Genomic DNA, 24,883 nt, shown 5'->3' with positions numbered 1-24,883 from the left:
AAAAATACACAACAGATTTCCCAAATCAATGTTAAAATGTATATATTACTTTTGGAGGTTAAGAACCCATGCAAAATACTTTGGATAACATTAAAACTGCCCAAAAAGACAAACTGGTTCAAACAACATTTTCACGAACAAATCCGTTTCAAGCAAAAATTCTTAAAAACATTAATATAAATGGGGCAGGCTCTAGTAAAGAAACAAGGCATATTGAGTTATCACTAGAAGGATCAGGCCTTTCTTATGTGCCAGGTGATGCCCTTGGCATTATCCCTTCAAATGATCCAGAACTCGTGGCTTCCCTTCTTGATGAAATGCACTGGGATGAAAAAGCGCTTGTAACGATCAATAAGCAAGGTGAGACACTTCCACTGAAGGAAGCGCTAACCATCTATTTTGAAATTACACTACTATCAAAAAAGGTTTTACAGCAGGCAGCTGCCTTTACAGAAAACGAAAAGTTACAAAAGCTTCTCTTGGTTGAAAATACAGCTCAATTGAAAGAATATTGCTATGGGCGAGATTTGCTTGATATGTTACGTGAATTCGCTCCATGGAAAGCTACTGCTCAGGAAATCGTCTCTATCTTAAGAAAAATGACGCCGCGCCTCTATTCGATTGCAAGCAGCATTGCAGCTAATCCAGATGAAGTTCATTTAACCATCGGTGCTGTGCGCTACAATGCTAATGGCCGCGAGCGTAAAGGGGTTTGCTCTGTATTATGTGCTGAACGTGTAAATGAAGGAGATACGCTTCCAGTCTTTATTCAAGCAAATAAACATTTTTATCTGCCAGAGTCTCATGATATTGATATTATTATGGTCGGACCTGGGACCGGTATTGCACCATTCCGTTCATTTATACAAGAGCGTGCAGTGAATAAAGGAACAGGGCGGTCATGGCTATTTTTTGGAGACCAGCATGCAGCTTCTGATTTCCTTTATCAAGAAGAGTTGGAACAATTTCAGCAAGATGGGGTACTTTCCAAATTAGATACGGCCTTCTCTCGCGACGGGGCTCAAAAAGTCTATGTTCAGCATAAAATGCAAGAACATAGTAAAGAACTGTTCGAATGGCTTCAAAAAGGTGCTTATTTCTATGTGTGTGGAGATAAGGAATATATGGCGAAAGACGTCCATGAAACGCTTATTAGCGTAATTGAAAAAGAAGGTTCAATGAGCCGTGATGAAGCAGAAGCGTATTTAAAAGATATGCAGAAGCAAGGGCATTATCAACGTGATGTGTATTAAAAGATAAGCTGCAAGAATCTTTAATAACCACCCTTCGTTCCAGTTAGGACGAAGGGTTTTTTATCATGAGTTAAATTTGAATTCATTGACTTTATTGGGCAATATTCATTTACTTCTAGCAGACCATGACTTTCTCATTAAAATAATATTTTCTTCTTTATTACGAATTCAGCGGAAAGTAGGCTTATCATCCAACATAACCAAACCGCTGCAGTGTAGGAATTTCCATAGGAAAAATTCATTAGGTCATGTGTAATGGCGACGATTATATAAATCGTCATATTGGCAAATGAAAGAAAGAAACTTCTAATCATCCAATGGATATGTAAAATCATTTTTCCTCCTTTGACATACAGATAACCAAGGATCGTTGTTCCCAGCCATAACGTATTTAATAGGAGAAAACCTAATGTACTTAACCACCCCCCTGTTGCAAAGAATGAAACATAAACTCCAGGAAGGAAATTGAAAAGGATTGCTAGGACATATATACGGCCATTCCAACGGTGAAAGGAACTTGATTTAACTCGAATTGCTTTCATAACACCAAGAGGGCCAGTGATAAGAGAAATCAGGGCCAGCGAGATATGAATACGAAAAAAATGCTATAGACAGCATCAAGCTGCAAGCCGGGCAGAAGCAGATCTCGATAATCAAGGACGGTTTTGCAGATGATTGCGTTATTGAGGGTGATACACACTTATTAGAGCGTGCGATGAATAACTTATTAGACAATGCTGTAAGGCATACACCCCATCAAGGTAAGATTCTTATTCAATGCTATAAGGATATGGACCGAGTTTGTTTTACCATTCGAGATACAGGTGAGGGATTCTCTTCGGAAGAACTTAAACATGTTTTCAAACCACTATATCGTGGTGAAGTATCGAGAAACTATGACACAGGTGGATTCGGATTAGGTTTGACCACTACACAAAGAATCATAAGGCGGTACGGTGGTGTCATTATCGCGGAAAATTATATAGATGGAGGTGCACAATTGACAGGTTGGATTCCCATGGCTAGTTAACTGCTCTTTTTTTTAATGAGTGAAACTTCCGTCATTGTGATTGTGAACACAACGGGTGAAAGAGATAAGAGTAGGAGCAGTCATTTTGGCAGCTTTTCTTGTTTCACTACCGGACAGGATAGTTGAACAAGGATACACAAAAAACCTAGCTTTTTGGCTAGGTTTTTTGTGTACCTACCTACAATTTTTGAAAAGAATCATAACAATTTTAAAAATCTATTTCTCCAGTCCTCTGCAAGAGCATCAACCGTCAATATTTTTTCAATGGATGTTTTATCTTGTTGTTGATGAAAAAGAATTTGTGTAGCAAAAGAAACGGATATTTCTTTTGAGTCTTTTTCCACAAGATTTATTTCCGAATCGCACATTATGGCCCCCTCTTCCAATACTCGAAAAAAGTAACCAGTTAGAGTCGTTTCAACCACTTTCTTTAAAAATTGTTTTTCCTGATTATACTTGGAGATAGTTGCACAAGGTACCCTTCCTTGAGTAACTTGAAGAATAGTATCCCCTATTTTAAATATATCGCCTATATACACCTGTTCTTCCAACATCCCTGTTGCTGTAATATTTTCCCCGAAAGCAGGTGGAGCCAGTTTTTTTTGAAATATCTTTTCCCAATAAGAGTAATGCTCAAATGGATATAAACATACCGCACGATCGATACCACCATGAAACTTGTGGTTTGCAACATCATCACCGACAAAACCGGATTTTTTCAATTCAACAACTTGTACAAAAGATTTTCCTATGGCCGAAACCTCTTTTTTATTATTCCAATCATATTCCTTCGGTTTTCCAACGGCCAATGTAATAATTTTTCGATCCAATGCGAATTTACCTCGCTTTCATATAATTTTTATAATCAAACAATGTATCTTTAGTTCAACTTTATAACTAGATTTTAAAATCAAATATCTTGTGTTTTATGGTCAATTGAATTTCTTAATAGGGGAGTTTTCCTTAATTAGTAAACAATTTAAGTTACGTAATAATAAATCCCATGACAAACTGTATTAGCGCAACCAGTCATCAAGACATCTCCTTGCTCTGTCCAAGTAATTTTCAAATCACCCCGGGCTAAATGTACGGTTACTGACATGTTTTTGCTCGTATAGCTATTTAAGATGGAGGCTACAACTGCTGCGCAGGCACCAGTGCCGCAAGCTTGAGTGATCCCTGATCCTCGTTCCCATACGCGATAATGTAGTTCCATTTCATTTAACACTTGCACAAATCCAACGTTTATACCCATAGGAAACCGATTGTCTTTTTCAACAATGGCACCTAATGTTGTAAGAGGTGCTTTTTCAATATCATCTACATAAAAAATAATATGAGGGTTTCCCATTGATACAAGCGTTGCTGTATATGTCTTATTACCAAATCTCATGGGTTCTGCTACTACTTCATATTGATCGATACCAAGCATTGGTATTTCTTTTCTGCGAAATCTTGGACTTCCCATGTTAATTGTCACTTCAAGAATGTGAGTACCTTTTACATAGACATGTGCTTGTACAGTTCCTGAAAGAGTTTCGATTGTAAAGTTCTCTTTATTTACTAACCTATTTTCGTAAGCATATTTGGCAAAACACCTTAATCCATTCCCGCAATTTTCTGCTTCTGAACCATCACTATTAAATATTCGCATTTTCAAGTCTGCTTCTGTCGATGGACAGATTAAAATTAAACCATCAGACCCAATACCTGTATGAACATTTGAGATATCAACAGCAATAGATGCTAGCTCATGTTCAGCAATTGATTCTTTAAACATATTTACATAAATATAATTGTTACCTAAAGTGTGCATTTTTGTGAATGCAAATTCTTTCATATTGTCACCTATTATTCTATATTTTGTGCAATGCGCTAGTGGATACACAGAGTTTATTAAAATATTGTCCCTAAGAAAAGGTACAGTTTCTAAAAGTATGATAGGGTCAGAGGGAAGGGATATAGTTAATTTTATTACTTCGAACTATTCTGTGAAAACATAGAAGTTTGTTTCTTTATTTTCTGTCCCTTTTATAAAAAGGCGTTGGTTTGGTCCTCATCTGTACCAATTTGTTCAAATCATTATACAGTTTTAACAAATGCATCCCCCTTATAATTCCTACTCAGCCAATAGGTTATAATAATTGTATTGGAATATTGTCCTTGAAAATGTCAGCTTTAGAGAACTACATATAGTCAGCAGGAGGTAATATGTTAGAGTTTATTCCTTTACTAGATAAGCACAGTAGTATTCCTATTTATGTACAGTTGTATCAATACATAAAACAAAAAATAGAAGATGGTGACATTCCCGAGGGAGCACTTTTACCTTCTATTCGTTATTTATCAGGCCATTTAAAAATTAGCAAAAACACGGTAGAAGGTGCGTATCAACAATTGTTAGCAGAAGGGTATGTAGCAAGTAAGGCTAGGGTAGGGCTAATTGTACTCCCATTAGAGCAACCCGTTCTATCTCCTTCTTTACAGGAAATTATATATAAATCAAAAGTACCCATGGATAATAAAGAAGAAACATTTGAATATGATTTTAAGTACGGTGATATAGATATAAACTCTTTTCCAATCCACATTTGGAAGCGCTGTTTAACTCAAGCTTTGACGGATGAACTTGAACAATTATTAAGTCCAGGAGAAAGACAGGGAGATGTGGGCCTACGTGAAGAATTAATGAATTATTTATTTCAGTCACGGGGAGTTGTCTGTTCAGTGGAGCAAATAGCTATTTGTTCTGGCACTCAACACGCAATCAGTCTTATTCTCCAATTACTTTCTAACGGAGACCGTTCAGTCGCTATGGAGAATCCGAGCTATGATGGGGCGCAATCCGTTTTCAACAACCATGAATGGTCAATTAAACCTATCCGACTTGAAAAAGATGGCATAGATATAGAACAGCTAAAAAAGGTCGAGGCAAAGGTAGCCTATATTACCCCTTCTCATCAATTCCCGTATGGAATGGTACTTCCTATCCAAAAGCGATTGTTATTATTAGAGTGGGCAAATCAAAACGGTAGCTTTATTATTGAAGATGATTATGACAGTGAATTCCGATATCAAGGTCAACCGATTCCTTCTTTAAAAGCCTTAGATGCAAAAGAAAATGTAATTTATTTAGGTACATTCTCTAAATCTTTTTCCCCGGCCGTGAGAGTAAGTTACATTGTTTTGCCACAAAGCTTAATGGATGCATACAATCATATGTATGGTAATTACTATCAATCCGTACCGTCTTTTGTTCAAAAAGGATTATATATACTTATGAATGAAGGACATTTTACAAGTCATATTCGAAGAATGAGAAAAGTGTACGAGAACAAACATAAAACGCTTGTGAATGCATTAAATGAATATATGGGAAAACGTATAGAAATTATTGGACAAAAAGCAGGGCTTCATCTGTTAATAAGAGTTAAAAATAGGTCTACAAAAGAATTATTGGAGCAGGCGAAGAAAGTTGGTGTAAAAGTTTATGACCCAACTTTTTATTGCCTCAATGAAAGAGAAGTTAAACCATCGTTAGTTATGATTGGTTTTGGAGGGGTTTTAGAAGAAAAAATAGATAAAGGGATCATGTTACTTCAAAAAGCTTGGTTCCCTAATGAAAGTTAAAAATAAAAAAACATCCGTAACAAAATATTGTACTGATTCAACACAGAAGAGTTTGTGAAGGATTGTACTTAAACTAATGGGTGCAAGAGTTGAAGATATTTATAGTGCTGCCATTGTTGGTGACTTTTTACTTATTGTGCTAACAGGTAGTTTAGCTGAAGAAGGAAATAAGGGACCATTAGATCGGGGTGATATGAATGATATTAGTAAGTTCTTGTTTAGCGGGTTTAGAAGTAAGATATAACGGTACTCATTGTTTAAATAAAAAGATACTTCAAATGATAGATGACAACAAAGTAATAACTGTATGTCCTGAATTGCTCGGTGGTTTTTCAATTCCTAGAGAACCTGCTGAGATAATAGGTGGTGACGGAGGCGATGTCCTTGATGGTAAAGCTAGGGTAATTGAAAAATCTGGCAGAGATGTTACTGAACTATACATAAAAGGAGCTTATTTTACACTAAGAAGGGCTCAAGAGCTTGGTACAACCGGGGTTGTACTAAAAGAGTTTAGTCCCTCCTGTGGAAGTTCAATGATTTATAATGGGGAGTTTCAAGGTCAGAAAATACTTGGAGATGGAGTAACAGCTGCCTTACTTAAAAGAAATGGAATAAAAGTAGTTTCAGAAGAAGGACTTGCTGATTTACTTCAGGATGAAGGTTAATGAATCTTCAACTATTTGATGCTTACTTTAATAGTGGCAAAGCCTTTTTTTCTTATTCAAGTAACGAGGGAGGTTAGTGGAAGAAGAAATTTTTTCTTTTTTAACGAATTATAAAAGTATTTTATGGAGGGTCAATTGGAAATCAAAACACTGACTTATATTCGGACATTGACCTTCGTATAATCGTTAAAGATGAAGTGTTTGAGGGTTATAGAATAAAAAAAACAGAGAGCGAAAAACTGGGGTAGTGTTCTATTTTTCGAGGACTTTCCTTGGGTAACACATAGTATTGCTCACTATAATACTTTTATAAAAGTTGACAGCTTTTATTAAAAGACGAAAGACATTATGCCATCTGTATGTCTACAAAATATAAAAATTGTACACGATACTACAGGTTTGATAAAAGATGTATTAACGAAATCAATGGCTTTATCCTATAGTCCAACCGTTCAAGAAGTGGAGATTTGGAGAACGAAATTTTTTGCAAATGTCAACGAAGCCTATCGAAGAGTAATGAGAAAGGAAATATATTATGCTCTTCATTGTCTTGATAATTTACGACTATCAATGGTCACTGGTTGGTATATGAACGGGGGATTTCAGCCAAACACATTTGGGGATTGGGCAAAATTAGAAGGTAGTAGAAGTAAATTGCTTGAATGGCAGCTTAATCTCCTCTAAGAATGGCATAACAGTCGAGAACCTGACGAAATTTTAAAAGTAATAAAGAGTATCATACCAGAGTTTTTGAGAGCCAATAAGAGTTTATGCGGTAGATTAGAAATGGACGAAAACCCTAAATGGGTTGAAGAAATACAAATATGGTACTTTAAATAATGCTAAAAAGGAGGCAGCGAAATTGCTGCCCTTTTTCTATTTCCTTTTATGAAAGGCAAGTATTTAAAATTATAAAAGAAAATAAGGGGCATTACTATGGACATCCAGTAGTCGTGTTTACAATTAGGGGTAGGTACCGCCAACAAAACGCGGAAAACGTACGCTAAGGAAAATTCGGCTTGTTTTTAATCATCAGTTGTGCGGCTGGCCCTGAAATCGCTGCTCGCTCGATTCGTCAAGATCGCGCTCGCGATAATACTGAAGAGATGCTCAGCTCGTGGCGCGGACGAGGGCTGGTTGCTGAGCCACGCAAGCGCAGCAGCTAGCGAGAACAGGTCATCACCATCCATGTCGGTACGCGCCAGACCCTCGGCCTGAGCGCGAGCGAGAAGTCGCGTGCCTGCCGTGCGCATCGTGACGCATGAAGCGTGGAGTGCGGACTCCGTGTCCTCCTTGGCTGCCATCATCGCGTCCACAACACCTTGATAGTTGCCCGTGAATGCAATGACGTCGCGTAGCCACGACACGAGTGCATCATCGGGTGAACTCGCAGTTTCGAGCTCACGTGCCTTTGTCGTAAACTCGTCGAAGCTTGCGCGGAGCAAAGCTTCGAGCAGCGCCTCTCTCGTCGGGAAATGACGATACAGTGTGCCGAGCCCGACACCAGCTCTGCGAGCGATATCGCGCAGCGATGCATCGACGCCGTGCTCGGTTACAACGACGCTCGCGACTGCGAGTATGTGCTCATAGTTTTTCTTCGCATCGGCTCGCATATGATTCCTCCTTGACAATCGGAGCGGTGCTCCGTATAATAATAAACGGAACAGTGATCCGTTTAAGTGGAGCACTGCTCTAATAAAGATAACACATTTGTGTGAAAGGAGAAAGCGATGTCTACAAACATAATGAAGGCGATTCGGCTGCACAAATTCGGCGGCCCTGAGGTACTGCGTTACGAGGAGGCCCCGCTTCCCGAACTGAAACCGGGTGAGGTGCTTGTCCGCGTTCACGCGGTTGGCATCAACCCCCCCGACTGGTACCTGCGCGAGGGGTATAAGGATCTTCCTCCTGAGTGGCAGCCGGCGGTGTCCTTTCCCTTCATTCTGGGGTCGGACATGTCGGGCGTCGTCGAGGCGGTAGCCACGGATGTGCAAGGCTTCTCCATCGGCGATGAAGTTTTCGGCATGGTTCGCTTTCCTAGCATGGGGGAGAGCGCTGCTTATGCCGAGTACGTCGCCGCGCCAGCGTCGGATCTTGCACTCAAACCGGCTGGCATCGATCACGTGCACGCCGCAGGGGCGCCGATGGCAGGTCTCACCGGATGGCAGTTCCTGATCGAGTTGGGGCACAATGAAGCGAATCCGTTTCAACCGGAGTCGCATCGCCCGCTGCCGCTCAACGGCAAGACGGTACTCGTCAATGGTGCCGCGGGCGGCGTGGGGCACTTAGCGGTGCAACTGGCTAAATGGAAGGGTGCGCATGTCATCGCGGTGGCATCGGGCAAGCATGAGTCGTTCCTGCGCGAGCTCGGTGCCGACGAATTCATCGACTACACCAAGAGCCCTCCCGAGGACATCGCCCATGACGTTGATCTCGTCCTCGATACCCTCGGCGGTCCAACAACCGGTCGTTTCTTGCGTACGCTCAAGCGTGGCGGCGCTTTGTTCCCAGTGTTCATAGGCTTCTCCGACGCCGAGGAGGCCGGAAAGCTGGGCGTCACGGTATCGATGACCCAAGTGCGCTCAAACGGCCCGCAGCTAGCGGAATTAGGGCGCTTGCTCGATGCCGGGACGGTTCGCGTTGCCATCGACAGCACGTTTCCACTTGCCGATGCTCGCAAGGCGCACGAACGAGCCGCTCGTGGGCACATCCAAGGCAAGATCGTGCTCACGGTTGTGTAAGGACGACAGCTCGAATGATTATCGCACTCCTAGTGGAACGTCGCAAAACTTTGCGGCGTTCCACTAGCGAGGACCGCGAATGAGCTTTGAAAAAATTTGCTAACTTAAATTAAGAAAAAAAGGATGAACAACAATGATTATACTCATGGGTTACGTTCACCTAAATCCGTCTGATGTAAATGAGTTCACTGCAGACGTTCAGGCCGTCGTTTCCAGCACGAGAGCTGAAAATGGATGCCTCTTTTATGCCTTTACTTTGGAAGATGCGCGCGCTGGACGCATGCTGACTGTCCAGCGGTGGCAAGATCAAGAATCGCTGACGGCCCATGTTGAAAGACATGAGTCGGCGCCGTTTTTAAAAAAGTGGGGAAACAGGATGAGAATGGACATTCTAAAATACGATGCCTCGAACGAACGCTCGTTCATGGAGTAAAAGAGTGAGAGTCAAATCAACAACTCCAGTCTAAGACTTTATTTTCTTCGAACAGGTGGATCATCAACAAATATACCTTAGCGTACGTTTTCCGCGTTTTGTTGGCGGTACCCCAATTATGAAAAAGGACTTGCTCAATTTGGAGTAACAAAAGTTTGTAAAATAATGTACTTAAGCTAACGGGTGCAAGAGTTGAACAAAACGTTGTTTCGGCAGCGTTTTTTCTTATTGAGCTAAGGGCTGGTTAGTGTAACAAATGAATAAAAATATACTTTTTATTCATTTGTTTTTGTTGGCTTGTAATGATGATTTTCCATGGTTAATTAAGCTGCTTGTAGTTAAAGTTTTTATCTATATTTTCTTTCAATGTAATAGTTTTCCTTAGTAATAAGAAAAATAATAATTAATCTCAAAAACTATATGGCAAACGGAGGACATTTATGGAGAAAAAAGGATTAACGGCCGCGGAAATTGCAAGCTTGTGGGCTGGTTACATAAATAATACGATGTCAACGTGTTTAATGAAACATTTTATATATACAGTTGAAGATAAAGAAATCAAGCAGGTGGTCGAATACGCATGCGATTTATCCCTTCACTATACAATGGAGATAAAGAGAATTTTTGAAAAAGAAAATTTCCCGATACCTCATGGTTTTACAGATAAAGATGTAAATCATAATACACCACGTTTATTTACGGATCTATTTATGATTAATTTCATTAAAAGTATGGCAAAAGTAGGCTTGAGTACATATGCAATAAGTCGTTCTTTATCTACCCGTCAAGATGTAAGAGCTGTATTTAAAACATGTATCGAAACTACCCAGGAATTGGATGACAAAGCAATCGAGGTTATGTTAAATCAAGGCGTTCTTATAAGACCTCCTTGTTTACCTACCCCTGAAAAAGTTCAATTTGTTAAAACGAAAAGTTTTATGTCCGGTTTTTTAGGAAAACGCCGTCCTTTAACGGCTCCGGAAATTACACAGCTTTTTATCAACCTTGATTCTAATTTATTAGGTTCAAATCTAATGACAGCTTTTGCACAAGTTGCTAAGTCACAGCAAATCAGACATATGATGTGGAGAGGTAAGCAAATTGCGGACAAACATGCAAAGGTATTTGCACAAAAATTAAGGGAAGATAGCCTTCCTGCACCTTCACTATGGGATACATCGATAACTGAATCTCAAGAATCCCCTTTTTCCGATAAGATTATGTTATTTGTCACAACGTTTTTAAATGCAGCAGGTTTAGGAAATTATGGACTTGCCGCTGCATCGAGCATGCGGCATGATTTAGCCTTTTTATATACTCGTCTTGCTTCGGAAATTGGTCTTTATGCAGATGACGCTGCTCATTTATTAATTCAAAATGGATGGATGGAAGAACCACCACATTCTCCGGATCGAAATAACTTGGTACATGAAAAGGAATAACCTTAAATATTGACGATGTAAAGGGTTTATATATTTCTTATAAAGAGTCATTTTTCTTAATCAACTAACAGGTGCATTACTGGAACATCGGTAATGCTTTTTCTTATTGAAGTAACGGGCAGGTTAATTGAAGAAGGTAGGGTTTTTATTAGTGGAATTAGGTTTTTAAATGGAGGTGATATATAATCAACAAAAGTAGTATTAAATAAAGGGGATTTACTTGTGTGGAAACTCGTATATCTAGCTTTTGGTATCTTTAACTTATTAGCATTTTTGATACCAAAAAAGCTAAGTAAAATAGAAATTTACGCTACTTCCTTTTTTGCATTCACCTATGGTGTTACGGTAGATATGATATTAGATCTACATTATAATTTGTATGGATATTTTGAAGAAGGATTTCAATGGCTAGGACTTATAGCTATATTTTTGTATTTTCCATCTATTAGTATTTTGTTTCTTAATCTGTATCCTCTAACAAGTAATAAAGGAAAAAAGATTTTATACATCTTAGCTTGGACAGTTTTTTCACTTGCTTTTGAATGGCTTTGTCTACATACTAAGTTCTATTATCTAAATGGCTGGAAGCTTTGGTATTCAGCGATTGCTTACCCAATAATATTTTCAATACTTCTGCTTAATTTAAAGCTTGTTCGGAGACTAATTAATCAAAATTAGGATGTAAGTCCCCAATTTATCTCTTTTAGATTGTGAAGGATTGTACTTAAACTCCCTCAGTTTAATACGATTTTCTCACGAATACTCGCTTATTCGCAGGATTTCATAACCTTAATATGGATTTACGATTAAATGAATGAGTTCAGATCATTATGGCTCCGTGAAGGCATAGTGAAATAAAGGAGTATTACAAAACTCCACATTTTACCATATGATGTACATTCTCCACGCCGCCCCTGGAGGCTTTCCCTCCCATGTCTCAACGGGTCAATTGCCCTATCATTCCTTCGTCATTCCTATCCAAGGGGTGGAGGCCAGTAATGCTAACCTGATGGGTCAGTGCCCTTTTGTTCAATAAATCTGGTACTCCGTACATATTTGAAATCCTACGAATAAGCCAACATTCGATAAGTGTAAAGCTAACAATCACTCTTTATTATTATTTATTTATTTATTGGAGTTTCCCTTTCGGGAAACTAGTAAGTGTTTCTAAGAAACTATTAGTTCTATGCTGCTAAAGAAGTTATAGGTTGTAATTTTTCTGGACAATAGGATTCATTTCGTTTGGCTATTCCTACAAATATCCGAGCCAGTTTACCAACCAATTTCATAATTGATTTCATCTTTTTGAGTTTTTTCACCTTAACATTTGAGGTGTGTAAAGCTTTTAAACTCAGGGTTGTTCATGACAAGGCTCATCGTCGCTAAGTAGAGAAAACGCCGAAGTCTAGATCTTCCTCGTTTAGAAATTACAATTTGACCTTTCCACTTTCCCGAACTTGCTTCAGCTAGGTGTAATCCTGCATGACGTAGTAAAGAATTGCCATGGGCAAAGCCACTTAAATCTCCAGCTTCCCCTAGTATACCTGCCAATGAAATCTCACTAATTCCTTTAATGGTAAGCAATTGATTAGCATAAGGAATTTGTTTAAGTACTTCTGTGACTTGTTTTTCAACTCTTTCGAGTTGTGTTGTTGCGAGGTCAAATTCCTCTAGTAATTGTTGTAGATGAAATTTATAAGCATCAAGTGCTTGTCTAGTTCCAATCGAACGTTTAGCTAAATGAATAAGTAATTGGGCTTTTTTTAATCCAGGTTGTCTCTTCATCAGTGACTTCCACCCGATAACAACGTTTTGAGGTTGCATTAAACGCAATTCCATTGGGGTAGGAAATAAGCGAAGGGTTGCGATTGCCCCTTTACCTTTCACGTCTTTAAAAACTTGTCGGAGCTCTGGAAAGACAACATCTACCCAACGATTTAAGTGGTTGATTGAACTAACAAGACGCTTAACAATCACATCACAGTTAGACATAAGAACTCGAAGTTCTTCAAATGATTCAGAAGTTGGACGAACGATGGAATAGTAACCATTCTTCACCATATCAGCGATAACTAGTGCATCTTTTTTATCGCTTTTTGAACGCTGCATGAACATATTAATGCATTGGGGGTCAAGCACCTGTTTTCTTAGTCAATAGTGTTTCTCCATCAACTCATCCATATATGCCTGATTCCAGCGTAGATGACACAGACCGCAATGGCTGGACTCCTCCACTTGCGCTTTTGCTTACTTTAATATTCTCCTTTAATTACAAAAAACGAGCCCCGAATTGTTCCAGCTAGTTTAGATTTCTGCCTGTTAAATGGTGTTCGCATAGACTAGTATTAACAAACACCTCTTTAAAATTCGACGTTGTTGCGTCAAAGCCCTTCATTTCGAGGAATTAAACCATACCAAATAATTGGAATCATTTCGTAAAGGGATGACGATTCCTCTTTTCTTAAGTATAATTCAACTATAGATAGGCTATTAGGACGGTGAATATAAGGTGAAAAAAATAACAGTCGAAAACTTAGTTCGGAAGTTTTCATTGAAAGTAGTAGCTGGGGAAAATCAACTGCAGAAAATGATTACGCAATCACGGGTGCATCGCCCTGGCTTGGAATTTGTTGGCCATTTTGATTTTTTTCCGATGGAGAGAGTTCAAATTCTAGGAAAAAAGGAAATTACCTATTTACATAAGTTAAGTAAAGAGGAACGTAAAATACGAATCGGAAATATCGTTCACTATCACCCGCCATGTTTTATTGTTACGGCTGGTGAAGAAGGACTTACCTATTTAACTCACCATTGTGTTGAACAGGGTATTCCCTTATTAATTACAAACAAGCCTGAGACCACTTCAGAGTTTATCACCAGATTGGATGCGTATCTGGTAAAGGAATTAGCCCCAGAAATTGCTGTGCATGGAGTTTGTATGAATGTGTCTGGCATTGGGATCTTACTTCGCGGTGATTCAGGGGTAGGGAAAAGCGAAACAGCTCATACGTTAATTCGTCGAGGACACCGGCTGGTTGCTGATGATATTGTTGTCCTGAAGAAGCTTAGCCCGCAAACCATCCTCGGTACACATGATGAAAAAACCAAGGAATTTTTGGCTCTTCGTAGTATAGGGTTGCTGAATGTGGTTCGCTTATACGGTCGCAAGGCTTTTCAAGATGAATCAAGAATTGTGCTCGATATAAAATTAACGAAATGGCAGAAAGATGATTTGAATAATGAATTGGACCAGGAACTTCAATTTACGGAATATATTGATGTTAAGATTCCATCTATGGAAATCCAACTCCAGCCAGGGCGTGATGTAGCGGGGTTAATTGAGGCTGCGGCAAATAACTGGTATTTAAGGCAGCAAGGATACAGCGCAGCAGAAGAGTTCATGAGCAGGATTGAGGCCGATATTTCGAATTCTAATATGGAATAACTATTGAAGAAGAACACCACGGTGACGGTTCTCATGGTTTTATAGAGGTTAGTGCCGACCGCAAGAACCGTCCAACCGTCGCCATGGTCTCTCCCATGGTCTTTTTTATTTATCAAAAAGCAGCGGAAAACCCCTAGCTTCAGCTATGGGGATACTCATCGATAAAACGATAATAAAATGTAGAACGATTAATCTTTGCTTCCACTGTAATATCAGTTATGGATATTTCATCAAAATTCTTTCGCTTTGATAACGTCAAAAATGCATCAATAATGTATTGTCGAGTGCGTTGAATACGCGGATCCTGTTTTTTCATCCTATCACCCACCCCAACGAACAAAGTTTAGATTTGTTTGTTTTTTATAAATATGCTAACAAATTATAAACTTTTTCAACAGTTGTTGGAATAGAATTAAATCACTTCTAATAAACCCATAGCATACTTAGCTCGCCCATTTCTCAATTTTCATGACAAAATTAATCAATAAAAAAATAATATGATATTATAAAAATAGGTAAATTAGCACTATATTATTGTCTTATAACGTAGAATTTAGATCAAATAAAAGGAGTAGGTATGAAGGAATTTTATACTCATATAAATAAAAAGTTATATTACTTTACGGTATTAATCGTAATAGCCATTATGATAATGGGTTTGTTAATGGGTAATCCACGTTTTGGTAAGTTTGATGCTGGTTATATTTTCCATGGTGAACTTGTTGTCATTCTATCTGCCTGTTTATTGCTTTATCCTAAATATATCACTCATGTTTTTAGACTGATCATCATTACAATTGCGTCGGTTTACTTTTATGCGTTGTTCTTTTTATATCCAGATACTTGGTCCACCTTTATTTTTCTATGTTTTATTCCAGCCATCGCGATTCTGTTTTTTGATTCAAAGCTCTTTTATTTTTCTTTACTATTAAACAGTGTGTCCATCATTTTTACATTTAGTTATATTATGCTTATTGATCAAGGATATCCCTATATCAAGCAGGATTTAGTAGGAAATGTTATCAACTTTATCGGGAGTCAAGTGATTATCTATTTTATTTTTTATTTAACGCAAGGAAGAATTAAGCAACAGCAATTATACTATGAACAAATTCAGCATTCAGAGCGTTTGAAGACAACTGGACAACTAGCAGCTGCTGTTGCACATGAAATTAGAAATCCTTTGACCGTTGTGAAAGGTTTTTTACAGTTATACCAAAAAGACGCTGGATTTAGTGATGATATAAAAGGAAATTTTACTTTGATGATTGATGAATTAAATATTGCTGAACAGGTAATTACTCAATTTTTATCTATAGCGAAGCCAAATAAGGAAACAGAAGTAGAAACAGTCAATTTAAAGGTTGTCCTTCAGAGTGTAACCGATCTACTTTATTCGTATGGGCTTTTACATGATAATAAGATTGAATTAATTAGGGTTGAAGATTGCTATATCGCTGCTAACAATATAGAGTTTAAACAATTATTAATAAATATTATAAAAAACGCCATTGAGGCCTCCAAAATTGGTGATTCGGTTATTGTATCAGCTGATAGGAATAAAGATTTCGTCGAGATTAAGGTAGTTGATTTTGGACAGGGGATGTCAGAAGCAGAAATCAAATCCCTTGGTATTCCTTTTTATTCTTTAAAAAGTAAAGGGACAGGATTAGGTATGATGGTTTGCTATAATATTGCTGCAAAATATAAAGGAACCATTGACTTCCAAAGTACAAAAGGTGAAGGAACTACCGTCACTATTCGCTTTCCATCAAAAAATTTATGAGATTCGTCCCTGTGGAGGCTTCAAACATTATTTTTTTAAAGAACCATTTACTATCAGGTCTTTCACGAGGAGTTAGATTAATAATAAAATACCCAATAATCAGGATTAAGATGACAAGTTAATTAAGCATTGTGTTTACAGGCTGTTCGTGGTCAACAATAATTATTCTTACCATTGCAGTGATGCCAATGTATATAAAATATCTAATAGGGAAATGGTATTCTTCCTTGAATTATTTAACAATCATAGTAATAAACTCAAAATAAAAAAGAAGATTAGTATATTATCCAGAAAAAGTTTATAGTCGTCGCTGCCACCCATATTAATAATTTCCAATTTTTTTGTCCCAAGCTAATTTAACTAGGGGAAAATTAGCAACAGGCAACAATTATGGTATAGGCACGAATCCTGGTTCAGCGGAAAAAAGGGTTCCTTTTTAAAGAGTAATTGTTGAGACAGCTCTCGACATTCTTTGTAGCATTTAGACAGGATAAAGCTAGTAATGGAGAATGGAGAGGTCACTTTTAACCAAACGTTTGTGTAGTGGGGAAATGGAGGGGAATTAATGGAATGATGTAAGTTCAAGAGAAACTTAATTGATTTTGTGGAAAGTTGGTTTATTTCCTGCGAAATATATAAACAGTTCTCGACAATCTTCACACTTGTTTAGCAGGGAAGATTATTACAAGTCGGCACTTTCAGCAGTTTCAATCAAACGTTTAATTAGTATATCCTATACGGAATTTAGTCGAATTGTTGTCGTTTAGTGGTAATAGTGGTTCGGACGCTGTTTATCGACTTTTATTATCTGATTTTTCAACAATTTATTTATGCGCCTGGAAGGACAGTTGCATATAAGTCAAGAGGTGTAGCGGATCTAATTAAACGTTTGATTGAAAGGGAAACTTGTTGGAACTGGGCGAGGTTTGTCATTTAACGGTTTGTAAGGGAATGGGAGATGGTGTACTTGTTCACGATGAAGAGCGCTATCCATTAAAAAAAGGAACCCATCTTATTATTCCAGTGGTATTAGGGGATTTACGATTGACGGCGATTGTCAATGATTGTTTCTCATCCGTAATAATGGGGCATGAAAAGAATAGTTAGACAAAAGAAATACCCGTAAGATGACTTAATGGTGGTATTTCTTTTTTGGCTCGCTATAAAATAAGGTTTCGCTGATAATTCATTCGGTTTCCGGAAGGATATCGGTTTAATGGCCCTTGAATGCTTGCACATCAAGCATCAGGACGCTAATAATACAGAGATTAACAAGAACGAAACAAAAGTAGAACGAACATAAATAAAAACCCTAAATAAAAGAAGAAGATTTATCAATATGATATCTTCTTCTTTTATTTTTCAGGAATTTGGGGTTAGACCCCAAAGCCATCAAGCCAAGGTGAAATTTTATTCCCATAACCCCAAAAACGCTATTCTTTCTCTAAAAAGTACAAGAATTCTAGATGATTCAAACAAATAAGGTCAATAGATTTGACCTTATTTGTTAAGGCTATGGAGAGTATTAAGATGGATCGGTTGCTTTTAGAATAGACGGAAGTAACCCAGGGAAACGAGCATCTAAGTCACTAACCCGAAGAGAGATAAAACGTTGCCTTCCTTCTATTCTTGTTTCAATCACTCCCGCTTCACGTAACACTTTAAAGTGGTGAGAAAGTGTTGATTTGGCGGTACAAATATCAAAAGCACCACAATTTTGTTCTCTGTTTTCTGCCAAATTCTTGACTATCCCCAACCTAATGGGATCACTTAAAGCGTATAATACAGCCGTCAATTGAATATCTGATTGATTTGGTTGGAATGGTGTTCTCATAATTGCATGATATCAAAAAGGGTGATACTATTCAATTGTTCGAATATTTTCGAACAATAAAAGGGATAAATAAAATATGAACGCATAATCATAAACCGGGCACCCGTCGAACAGGAGGAAACACTATGAAACCAGCAGTACAAGGAAAACTTTTTGAGACTATTCAATTTGGAGCTTGGAACTTAAGAACTCGCACAGCTATGGCACCGATGACACGCTGTTTTGCTGACGACCAAACAGGTGTCGTAGGCTCGGACGTGGTCGAGTATTACCGGAAACGTGCGGCAGACGGTATCGGCCTAATTATTACAGAAGGGACAGTAATCAGCCCACAAGGGAAAGGGAATCCGGGTATTCCAGGTTTATATTCCCCAGAACAAATTGCAGCATGGAAAAAAGTGACCGAAGCCGTACATGCTGAAGGGGGCACGATTATTGCCCAGATTTGGCATGTCGGAAGACTCACACATCACGAACTAACAGGAGGCCTTTCTCCGCAAGCTCCCTCTGCCATTCAAGCAGAAGGATTAGTTCATCGTTTCCGCAAGCCATATGACATGCCTAAGGAGATGTCGATAGAAGATATTCAGGAAGTGGTACGCCAATTTGCTCAAGCAGCGAAAAATGCGAGGACAGCTGGCTTCGATGGAGTAGAGATTCATGGGGCTCATGGCTACTTAATCGACCAATTCAATTCCGATATCACCAATAAGCGAACAGACCGCTATGGTGGAGATTTTGCTCAGCGCCTTACATTCATGAAAGAAGTATTAGCTGCTGTCATCGATGCGATTGGTGTGGATCGCACGTTAATCCGCTTTTCTCTTTTGAAAGATGGGTACTCGAAGAACATCATGGCGAATCCAGAAGAAGCGATTCGCACATTTACCGAGGCATTCAAAGAAGTAGGAGCGAGTATGATTCATCCATCTACTGCTATGATGGACTTTACGGAAGTGTTTGCTGATGGGAAAACCCTACATCAACTGGTGCGAAAATACTGGGATGGTGGCATTATCGGGGTAGGTCAGTTAACCCCCACAATAGCAGAACAAGCATTACAAGAGCGTACAATTGATGTAGCTGCATTTGGTCGTCCGTTGATTGCCAACCCTGATTTTCTGCATCGTATCCAAAATGGTGAAGAATTAATTGAATATGATGTTAATAAGCATTTGGGGACACTTGTGTAAAGTAAAAAAGGTATCAGTAATTTTTTAGGAGATACTGAAAATGAAGGTAAATAAATTAGGTGTTGGAATAATTGGATGAATGTACTTATAATGATAGATAGTTTGGGCTTGCATACCCCCAAGGCGGTTATATTGAGACCGTACATTCTCAAACTGCAAATGAAGGACCGCCCCAGGGTGAAATTCTATTTGTGAAAAATTGTCAATTGTTCCTGGATTTACTCTATACTGAATATATTAAAAGAACGAGGCGCATGAATTATTTCATGCGCCTTTTCATAATAACCTAAAAAGAAAAGAGGAGTCGATTATTCTTCCATCCGCTCTCTAATGGCTTCAACCATTATTTTTTTTAAAGAACCATTTACTATCTGGTCTTTCACGAGGAGTTAAATTCATAATGAAATACCCAATGATCAGGATTAAGATGACAAGCGAATAAAGCATTGTATTTACAGGCTGTTCGTGGTCAACAATAATTATTCTTACCATTGCAGTGATGCCAATGTATATAAAATATCTAATAGGGAAATGGTATTCTTCCTTGAAATATTTAACAATCATAGTAATAAACTCAAAATATAAAAAGAAGATTAGTATATTATCCAGAAAAAGTTTATAGTCGTCGCTGCCACTTTCTATCAAAATATGACTGAAAATGATTAATTCCTTAACTAGTAAAATCGATAGAATAATTGCTAAAAAAATGAGAGAAATATTTAAAAATACCTGGAGAATCTTAGGTATAATGCATAAAACAAAAGTAAAATCCTTTTTTACCTTTAACATACAAACCATCCTCTCCCTTTTTTAGGTTTTGTTTTAATAAAACTTGATTAGAGAATAATCTACGATGTAGTTATATACTATTTTTAATTTTATGGAAAATCAAGATATTATTATCGATCTTTCCATAACTAGAATTTCCCCCAACTAATTAAAACGTTTTCAATTTTAAGGGATATCGGAAAAATTGACAGCCAAATGTTCTTCCCTTTATATACGATCTTTTCCGAAAGGGATAGCGGCCCGACTAGTTTTAATTTGCCATCTGGAATGAGGTAGCAATCGAATATCAGAATGAGAAACCTGCCAAAAAAGAGTTATGCCCCATATAGGCACACCACTGATTCAACCTCCGGTGTTACAGTGCCCGAGTGAGAGCCTTTTTTCATCGAACGGTAGCTCTAACGGTGTCACAGTGCCCGAGTGAGAGCTTTTTTTCATCGAACGGTCACTCTAACGGTGTTACAGTGCCCGAGTGAGAGCTTTTTTTCATCGAACGGTCACTCTAACGGTGTTACAGTGCCCGAGTGAGAGCTTTTTTTCATCGAACGGTCGCTCTAACGGTGTTACAGTGCCCGAGTGAGAGCCTTTTTTCATCGAACGGTCACTCTAATGGTGTTACAGTGCCCAGTTGAATGCTTTTTTCTCCGAGGCATGACAGGCACTGAATCTACGAATCACACCCAAATTTTAGAATGAAAACATCCGTCATCAAAAGTCTTTCGACCCTTACAAACTTCAACGCTTCCGTCGCAATGCCATGTCTTTCATCCATTTATACGTATAAGAAAAGGTCTTTTTTTTACATCAAATTAATATAATGATAAAGTTAACTTTTTCTAGAGGTGAATACTTTGGAGATTTTTGGTTTGTCATTTGCGGTACTCTTGAAAATAATTTTAATCAATATTGTCTTAAGTGGAGATAACGCAGTCGTTATCGCAATGGCAGCACGTAATGTTCCAAAGAAACAACAAAAGAAAGCGATCTTTTGGGGAACATTTGGAGCCATTATTTTACGTTTAATATTTGCAGTAGCAATTATTTACCTACTAGACGTACCTTATGTAACTTTTATAGGTGGGCTTCTTCTAGTGTATATTGCCATTAAACTACTAATTGGCGATGATGAAGAAAATCTTAGAGAAGGAGGTTCAAGCTTATTTTCCGCTGTGAAAACAATCATGATTGCTGATGCCGTAATGTCGCTTGATAATGTACTAGCTATTGCTGGTGCTGCTGAAGGAAATTTAGTCGGTATTATCATCGGAGTTATTATTAGTATTCCTATCGTTGTTTTTGGGAGCCAGTTAATATTAAAAGCAATGGAAAATTACCCTATTATCTCTTATGCAGGTGCGGGAATCTTATCTTGGACTGCAGGTGAAATGATCGTCGGAGAACCAAAATTTGAACCTATTCTCACTCAAGGTCTACATTTATTGGTTCCTACGGCTATTACAGTTTTTGTTATAGGTTTTGGATATTTAATTTCTAAGAAAAAACTGCTATAGAAAAAATTCCAAGTAACCATGCTCCTTTACGAATGACACTAGGTAAATTCCCATTAATTTCGATGTCCTTGCCATTTAGCAGCTTTGGCTTAATGCCAACGCTGCTAAATGCTATCTTAGTTGGTATTGTCTTAAGTGTATATCGCCGAAAGGAGCCTTCAGGACCCCATTATTAAATTTTCCGTATTTTATTAAGTGGTTGTAAATTTAGCATAGATGATAAAAAATAGAGTTAATTCACCCATTATGACAATGTTTGGAACTACCATGATTAAATTAATAATAAAAAAGGCTGCTAAAATCCCTAAAAACAACCCTAAATGATAAATTTTCAGACGGTGTTGTTCATACCTGTATTGATGAAAAACAATGGTAGTTGAAATGAAATAGAGTAATACAGAACTAAATACAAAATATACGATAAATGAATAATGGACCTCAGATAAAAACATCAGTTTGATAGATGCTGCAATCATGCTCAAAGACATTAGAATAAACAGATGTCCGTAAATAATAGTTTGTCCTGCCCCATGAATCGACTTATCTACCTTCTTTTCTACATTATCAAAATATTGCCACCACATCGAAATAATAAGGATAAATGAAATAATCGAAAATGAGATCGAATTCCAATCACCTTTTTGGGGCTGTAGTACAAATAGGGTGCTGACGACCGATTCTCCAAAAAGGATTAATGTCAATAAAGCAAATCGTTCTAATAAATGAGCCGTATTGGTCAGGGCTTTTACCAAATACTTGCGTCCGAAAACAGGTACAATAACATCGACAATAATTCCTGCATATAACACAGCGTATCGAATCCATGAATCAAAAAAGATAGAGAGAAATGAGATGAGGACTCCAATCCCAAAACATGTTCCTAAAAACCGAGCAGCTGTTTTTCTATCCCCTTCTTCTAGATTCTGAACAACAAGATATTGAATTGCCGTTAGTGCCCTTACTCCAATATAGCCAATAAGAAAAGGGAGATAGTATTGATCAAAATCTTCCGATAAACTGGATGTCATAACAAGGACAAATAACATTTGAAGAATTATAAAGATACGTTGATGCAAAAAATCTTGTCCAAACCGATTAATAAACATTGTTTGTCCAGTCCAAGACCACCATATCGGGATAAACATAAGAGCAAACTTTAATAGATATTCTGGATGAATATAACCTTTTTCAACATGAAGTAAAACATGAGTAGTAGTTGCAACTGCTGCCACAAATAGCAAGTCATAAAAAAGTTCTAACCAAGTCACCTTTTTTTCTACCATCACTGGAAATACCTCCTATAAATAATAAAATATGGTATTATTAAAGTTGATTTCAAACAAGGAGGGAATCTCTATGCCCAAAACCATTGGCCTTATTTGTGGAAGTTTACGAAAAAATTCTTATAACCGAATCGTTGCTCAATCATTGACAGATATGAGTGATGCCGCCCAATTTCGCTGGATCGAAATCAACGATCTTCCTTTGTTTAACGAAGATTTAGAAATTGGCGGTGATCCAGAAACAGTAACATCATTTAAGTCCGCTATTCAGGACGTTGACGGTATCATTATCGTTAGTCCGGAGTACAATTCTGGAATTCCGGGCGTGCTAAAAAATGCATTAGACTGGGCGTCAAGAACTCCGAAGTCCTCCGTTCTTAGTAGAAAACCGGTTGGCTTAATCGGAGCAACTCCTGGGGGATTAGGGACTGCCTTTGCTCAAATGCAAATCAGACAAATATTAGAAGCAATACAAGCTCAGGTTCTTCCATTTCAAAAAGTGCTGATTTCGCAAGTACATGAAAAGATTGACTCCGATCAGAAAGTGCTTACTGACGAAAAAACAAAACGATATCTTGAGCGTTATTTACAACAATTTATTCATTGGATTGATCAGACTTCTGTTTTAAATTAACCAAAGAAAACAAAACATCATCAAGTAATTTTTTATGATGATCTTGTATTATTAAAAAATGGTGTTGACACTTAATAGGTTTATAGATAAACCAATGACAACAATCAACTTACTATTAAACTAATTATAACAGACGAGGTAGTTTGGGGTAAATTTACCGATATATGGTACTTTCTAATATTCGTAATATAAGGAGGATTATATAATGTCTGATCTCTATTCTCGTCTTTCCAAAGAGGATGCTGTCGTTCTTCTAGTGGATCATCAAACTGGCCTTATTTCCGGCCTAGTGCGTGACTATGGTGTGGATGAATTCAAGAACAATGTTTTGGCTCTTGCTAACACCGCTAAGTTTTTTGATTTACCAGTTATTTTAACAACAAGCTTTGAAAACGGACCTAACGGCCCACTAATGCAAGAATTGGTTGAGCTCTTTCCTGATACGCCAAAAATAGCTCGGCCTGGACAAATTAACGCTTGGGACAATGAAGAATTTGTTAAAGCCATTGAAGCAACAGGTAAAAAACAACTAATTATAGCAGGAGTTGTTACTGATGTTTGTGTTGCGTTCCCGGCACTATCTGCTGTAAATGCTGGTTACGAAGTATTTGTAGTCACTGATGCTTCCGGAACGTTTAGCAAACAAGTAGCGAACGCGTCATTAATGCGTATGGCCCATGGTGGAGTACAGCTTATGAACTGGTTTAGCGTAGCGTGCGAATTACAACGCGATTGGCGCAACGACGTTGAAGGTTTTGGCGCTTTACTCTCTAGTCAACTTCCTGGTTATCAAAATTTAATTGGAAGCTATAGGGAAGCGCAGAGAGATCACGGCAAGCAGAATGACTAGATCAACAAAGGTCAACATGACATATATTTAGCCAACCTCACCAACAAACGCGGATTTCATACGAAATTCGCGTTTTGCCATCAGGACCCCTTCTTCAACTAAACCAGCTAATAGTTTGTCAACATTTTTCTATAAAAAGATTAATAACCTTGTGATATACTAAAATGTTTATTCCAAATAACCTTCCTTTAAACCCTAATTGAAGTGTTTTGGTGTATTTAGTTAGATATGGTTTTTAAACCAATATTGGAAAGTAGTTCTGCTTTTATAAGGCGTAAATCCAATGTAAGAAAAATTAAGTACCTTCAATATTAGAAGGTATTTTTTTTTCGGAAATGAAATATATAAAGTAACACAACCTTTG

The 24,883-nt window shown here is 37.9% G+C and carries 24 protein-coding genes and 5 pseudogenes; 18 read left to right on the top strand and 11 right to left on the bottom strand.

The window, feature by feature from the left end; all coding sequences use genetic code 11:
- Positions 1-68 precede the first annotated feature (68 nt).
- A complete protein-coding gene (locus ACSU6B_RS15910; protein WP_410886617.1) occupies positions 69-1,253 on the top strand; it encodes a sulfite reductase subunit alpha in 1,185 nt (394 codons plus the stop codon).
- A 137-nt stretch (positions 1,254-1,390) separates the two neighbouring features.
- On the opposite strand, the gene ACSU6B_RS15905 is transcribed toward ACSU6B_RS15910, so the two are convergent.
- Positions 1,391-1,840, bottom strand: coding sequence for a DUF2306 domain-containing protein (locus ACSU6B_RS15905; RefSeq protein WP_410886653.1), 450 nt, complete (start codon positions 1,838-1,840; stop codon positions 1,391-1,393).
- 20 nt (positions 1,841-1,860) lie between these two features.
- Here ACSU6B_RS15905 and ACSU6B_RS15900 point away from each other — a divergent pair, with 20 nt between their 5' ends.
- Positions 1,861-2,283: a sensor histidine kinase gene (locus ACSU6B_RS15900; RefSeq protein ID WP_410886651.1), complete on the top strand. Its 423-nt coding sequence runs from the start codon at positions 1,861-1,863 to the stop codon at positions 2,281-2,283.
- 197 nt (positions 2,284-2,480) lie between these two features.
- Here the strand turns inward: ACSU6B_RS15900 and ACSU6B_RS15895 are convergent, their stop codons facing one another.
- A complete protein-coding gene (locus tag ACSU6B_RS15895) occupies positions 2,481-3,113 on the bottom strand; it encodes an MOSC domain-containing protein (RefSeq protein WP_410886615.1) in 633 nt (210 codons plus the stop codon).
- Positions 3,114-3,262: 149 nt separating this feature from the next.
- The gene (gene dapF / locus ACSU6B_RS15890) at positions 3,263-4,123 is read right to left on the bottom strand and encodes a diaminopimelate epimerase (RefSeq protein ID WP_410886613.1); all 861 of its coding nucleotides are present in this window, start codon (positions 4,121-4,123) and stop codon (positions 3,263-3,265) included.
- A gap of 371 nt (positions 4,124-4,494) precedes the next feature.
- On the opposite strand from dapF, the gene ACSU6B_RS15885 reads away from it, so the two are divergent.
- From ACSU6B_RS15885 to ACSU6B_RS15870, 4 genes are all read left to right on the top strand, one after another.
- Complete coding sequence (locus tag ACSU6B_RS15885) at positions 4,495-5,913, top strand: PLP-dependent aminotransferase family protein (protein ID WP_410886611.1); 1,419 nt, start codon at positions 4,495-4,497, stop codon at positions 5,911-5,913.
- Positions 5,914-5,989: 76 nt separating this feature from the next.
- Complete coding sequence (locus ACSU6B_RS15880) at positions 5,990-6,157, top strand: hypothetical protein (RefSeq protein WP_410886609.1); 168 nt, start codon at positions 5,990-5,992, stop codon at positions 6,155-6,157.
- Positions 6,111-6,578, top strand: a complete 468-nt coding sequence (locus ACSU6B_RS15875) for a DUF523 domain-containing protein (RefSeq protein ID WP_214997757.1) — start codon at positions 6,111-6,113, stop codon at positions 6,576-6,578. Before ACSU6B_RS15880 ends, ACSU6B_RS15875 begins: the two co-directional genes overlap by 47 nt.
- Before the next feature lie 348 nt (positions 6,579-6,926).
- A complete protein-coding gene (locus ACSU6B_RS15870) occupies positions 6,927-7,262 on the top strand; it encodes a hypothetical protein (protein ID WP_410886607.1) in 336 nt (111 codons plus the stop codon).
- Between the two features lie 341 nt (positions 7,263-7,603).
- Here ACSU6B_RS15870 and ACSU6B_RS15865 read toward each other — a convergent pair whose 3' ends face one another.
- Positions 7,604-8,191, bottom strand: a complete 588-nt coding sequence (locus tag ACSU6B_RS15865) for a TetR/AcrR family transcriptional regulator (protein WP_410886605.1) — start codon at positions 8,189-8,191, stop codon at positions 7,604-7,606.
- A gap of 117 nt (positions 8,192-8,308) precedes the next feature.
- Here ACSU6B_RS15865 and ACSU6B_RS15860 point away from each other — a divergent pair, with 117 nt between their 5' ends.
- The 4 genes from ACSU6B_RS15860 to ACSU6B_RS15845 all read left to right on the top strand — a co-directional run bounded on the left by ACSU6B_RS15860 (position 8,309) and on the right by ACSU6B_RS15845 (position 11,872).
- The gene (locus ACSU6B_RS15860) at positions 8,309-9,319 is read left to right on the top strand and encodes an NADP-dependent oxidoreductase (RefSeq protein WP_410886603.1); all 1,011 of its coding nucleotides are present in this window, start codon (positions 8,309-8,311) and stop codon (positions 9,317-9,319) included.
- A gap of 133 nt (positions 9,320-9,452) precedes the next feature.
- Positions 9,453-9,752, top strand: a complete 300-nt coding sequence (locus tag ACSU6B_RS15855; RefSeq protein WP_214732924.1) for a putative quinol monooxygenase — start codon at positions 9,453-9,455, stop codon at positions 9,750-9,752.
- A gap of 440 nt (positions 9,753-10,192) precedes the next feature.
- The gene (locus tag ACSU6B_RS15850; RefSeq protein ID WP_410886601.1) at positions 10,193-11,194 is read left to right on the top strand and encodes a DUF3231 family protein; all 1,002 of its coding nucleotides are present in this window, start codon (positions 10,193-10,195) and stop codon (positions 11,192-11,194) included.
- Positions 11,195-11,416: 222 nt separating this feature from the next.
- Positions 11,417-11,872, top strand: a complete 456-nt coding sequence (locus tag ACSU6B_RS15845) for a CBO0543 family protein (RefSeq protein ID WP_410886599.1) — start codon at positions 11,417-11,419, stop codon at positions 11,870-11,872.
- A gap of 506 nt (positions 11,873-12,378) precedes the next feature.
- Here the strand turns inward: ACSU6B_RS15845 and ACSU6B_RS15840 are convergent.
- Positions 12,379-13,297 (bottom strand): annotated as a pseudogene (locus tag ACSU6B_RS15840) (transposase); the annotation flags it as partial.
- 196 nt (positions 13,298-13,493) lie between these two features.
- A pseudogene (locus ACSU6B_RS15835) lies at positions 13,494-13,618 on the bottom strand (IS1595 family transposase); the annotation flags it as partial.
- An 85-nt stretch (positions 13,619-13,703) separates the two neighbouring features.
- Here ACSU6B_RS15835 and hprK point away from each other — a divergent pair.
- Positions 13,704-14,639 (top strand): HPr(Ser) kinase/phosphatase, encoded by a 936-nt coding sequence (hprK, locus tag ACSU6B_RS15830; RefSeq protein ID WP_410886597.1) that lies wholly within the window; start codon positions 13,704-13,706, stop codon positions 14,637-14,639.
- A 139-nt stretch (positions 14,640-14,778) separates the two neighbouring features.
- On the opposite strand, the gene ACSU6B_RS15825 is transcribed toward hprK, so the two are convergent.
- Positions 14,779-14,955 carry a TetR/AcrR family transcriptional regulator gene (locus ACSU6B_RS15825; protein WP_410886595.1) on the bottom strand — a complete coding sequence of 59 codons (177 nt, stop codon included), beginning with the start codon at positions 14,953-14,955 and terminating at the stop codon, positions 14,779-14,781.
- 261 nt (positions 14,956-15,216) lie between these two features.
- Here ACSU6B_RS15825 and ACSU6B_RS15820 point away from each other — a divergent pair, with 261 nt between their 5' ends.
- Positions 15,217-16,425, top strand: a complete 1,209-nt coding sequence (locus tag ACSU6B_RS15820; RefSeq protein ID WP_410886593.1) for an ATP-binding protein — start codon at positions 15,217-15,219, stop codon at positions 16,423-16,425.
- On the opposite strand, the pseudogene ACSU6B_RS15815 reads toward ACSU6B_RS15820, so the two are convergent.
- Positions 16,397-16,731: pseudogene (locus ACSU6B_RS15815) on the bottom strand (phosphate-starvation-inducible protein PsiE); the annotation flags it as partial. The gene ACSU6B_RS15820 and the pseudogene ACSU6B_RS15815 overlap by 29 nt on opposite strands.
- Positions 16,732-17,334: 603 nt before the next feature.
- On the opposite strand from ACSU6B_RS15815, the gene ACSU6B_RS15810 reads away from it, so the two are divergent.
- A complete protein-coding gene (locus ACSU6B_RS15810) occupies positions 17,335-17,532 on the top strand; it encodes a hypothetical protein (RefSeq protein ID WP_410886591.1) in 198 nt (65 codons plus the stop codon).
- Positions 17,533-17,950: 418 nt separating this feature from the next.
- Here the strand turns inward: ACSU6B_RS15810 and ACSU6B_RS15805 are convergent, their stop codons facing one another.
- The gene (locus ACSU6B_RS15805) at positions 17,951-18,259 is read right to left on the bottom strand and encodes an ArsR/SmtB family transcription factor (RefSeq protein ID WP_410886589.1); all 309 of its coding nucleotides are present in this window, start codon (positions 18,257-18,259) and stop codon (positions 17,951-17,953) included.
- Between the two features lie 143 nt (positions 18,260-18,402).
- Between ACSU6B_RS15805 and ACSU6B_RS15800 the strand changes: the two are divergent.
- Positions 18,403-19,452 (top strand): annotated as a pseudogene (locus ACSU6B_RS15800) (alkene reductase); the annotation flags it as partial.
- A 336-nt stretch (positions 19,453-19,788) separates the two neighbouring features.
- Here ACSU6B_RS15800 and psiE read toward each other — a convergent pair.
- Positions 19,789-20,241, bottom strand: coding sequence for a phosphate-starvation-inducible protein PsiE (gene psiE / locus ACSU6B_RS15795; RefSeq protein ID WP_215018429.1), 453 nt, complete (start codon positions 20,239-20,241; stop codon positions 19,789-19,791).
- An 866-nt stretch (positions 20,242-21,107) separates the two neighbouring features.
- Here psiE and ACSU6B_RS15790 point away from each other — a divergent pair.
- Together ACSU6B_RS15790 and ACSU6B_RS15785 are read left to right on the top strand one after the other, a co-directional pair.
- Positions 21,108-21,752: a TerC family protein gene (locus ACSU6B_RS15790; RefSeq protein ID WP_410886587.1), complete on the top strand. Its 645-nt coding sequence runs from the start codon at positions 21,108-21,110 to the stop codon at positions 21,750-21,752.
- A 32-nt stretch (positions 21,753-21,784) separates the two neighbouring features.
- Positions 21,785-21,928: pseudogene (locus ACSU6B_RS15785) on the top strand (FtsW/RodA/SpoVE family cell cycle protein); the annotation flags it as partial.
- A 15-nt stretch (positions 21,929-21,943) separates the two neighbouring features.
- Here the strand turns inward: ACSU6B_RS15785 and ACSU6B_RS15780 are convergent.
- Positions 21,944-23,035, bottom strand: a complete 1,092-nt coding sequence (locus ACSU6B_RS15780) for a low temperature requirement protein A (protein WP_410886649.1) — start codon at positions 23,033-23,035, stop codon at positions 21,944-21,946.
- Positions 23,036-23,108: 73 nt separating this feature from the next.
- Here ACSU6B_RS15780 and ACSU6B_RS15775 point away from each other — a divergent pair, with 73 nt between their 5' ends.
- Positions 23,109-23,669, top strand: coding sequence for an NADPH-dependent FMN reductase (locus ACSU6B_RS15775; RefSeq protein WP_410886585.1), 561 nt, complete (start codon positions 23,109-23,111; stop codon positions 23,667-23,669).
- A gap of 205 nt (positions 23,670-23,874) precedes the next feature.
- Entirely contained in the window at positions 23,875-24,519 is a 645-nt protein-coding gene (gene ycaC / locus ACSU6B_RS15770) for an isochorismate family cysteine hydrolase YcaC (protein ID WP_410886583.1), read from the top strand.
- Positions 24,520-24,883 lie beyond the last annotated feature (364 nt).

Origin of the sequence: Neobacillus sp. C211, assembly GCF_051842875.1 — a bacterium.
GTDB lineage: Bacteria > Bacillota > Bacilli > Bacillales > Cytobacillaceae > Neobacillus.
The sequence above is the reverse complement of the archived record's forward strand: the minus strand, read 5'-3'. Positions and strand labels throughout refer to the sequence as shown.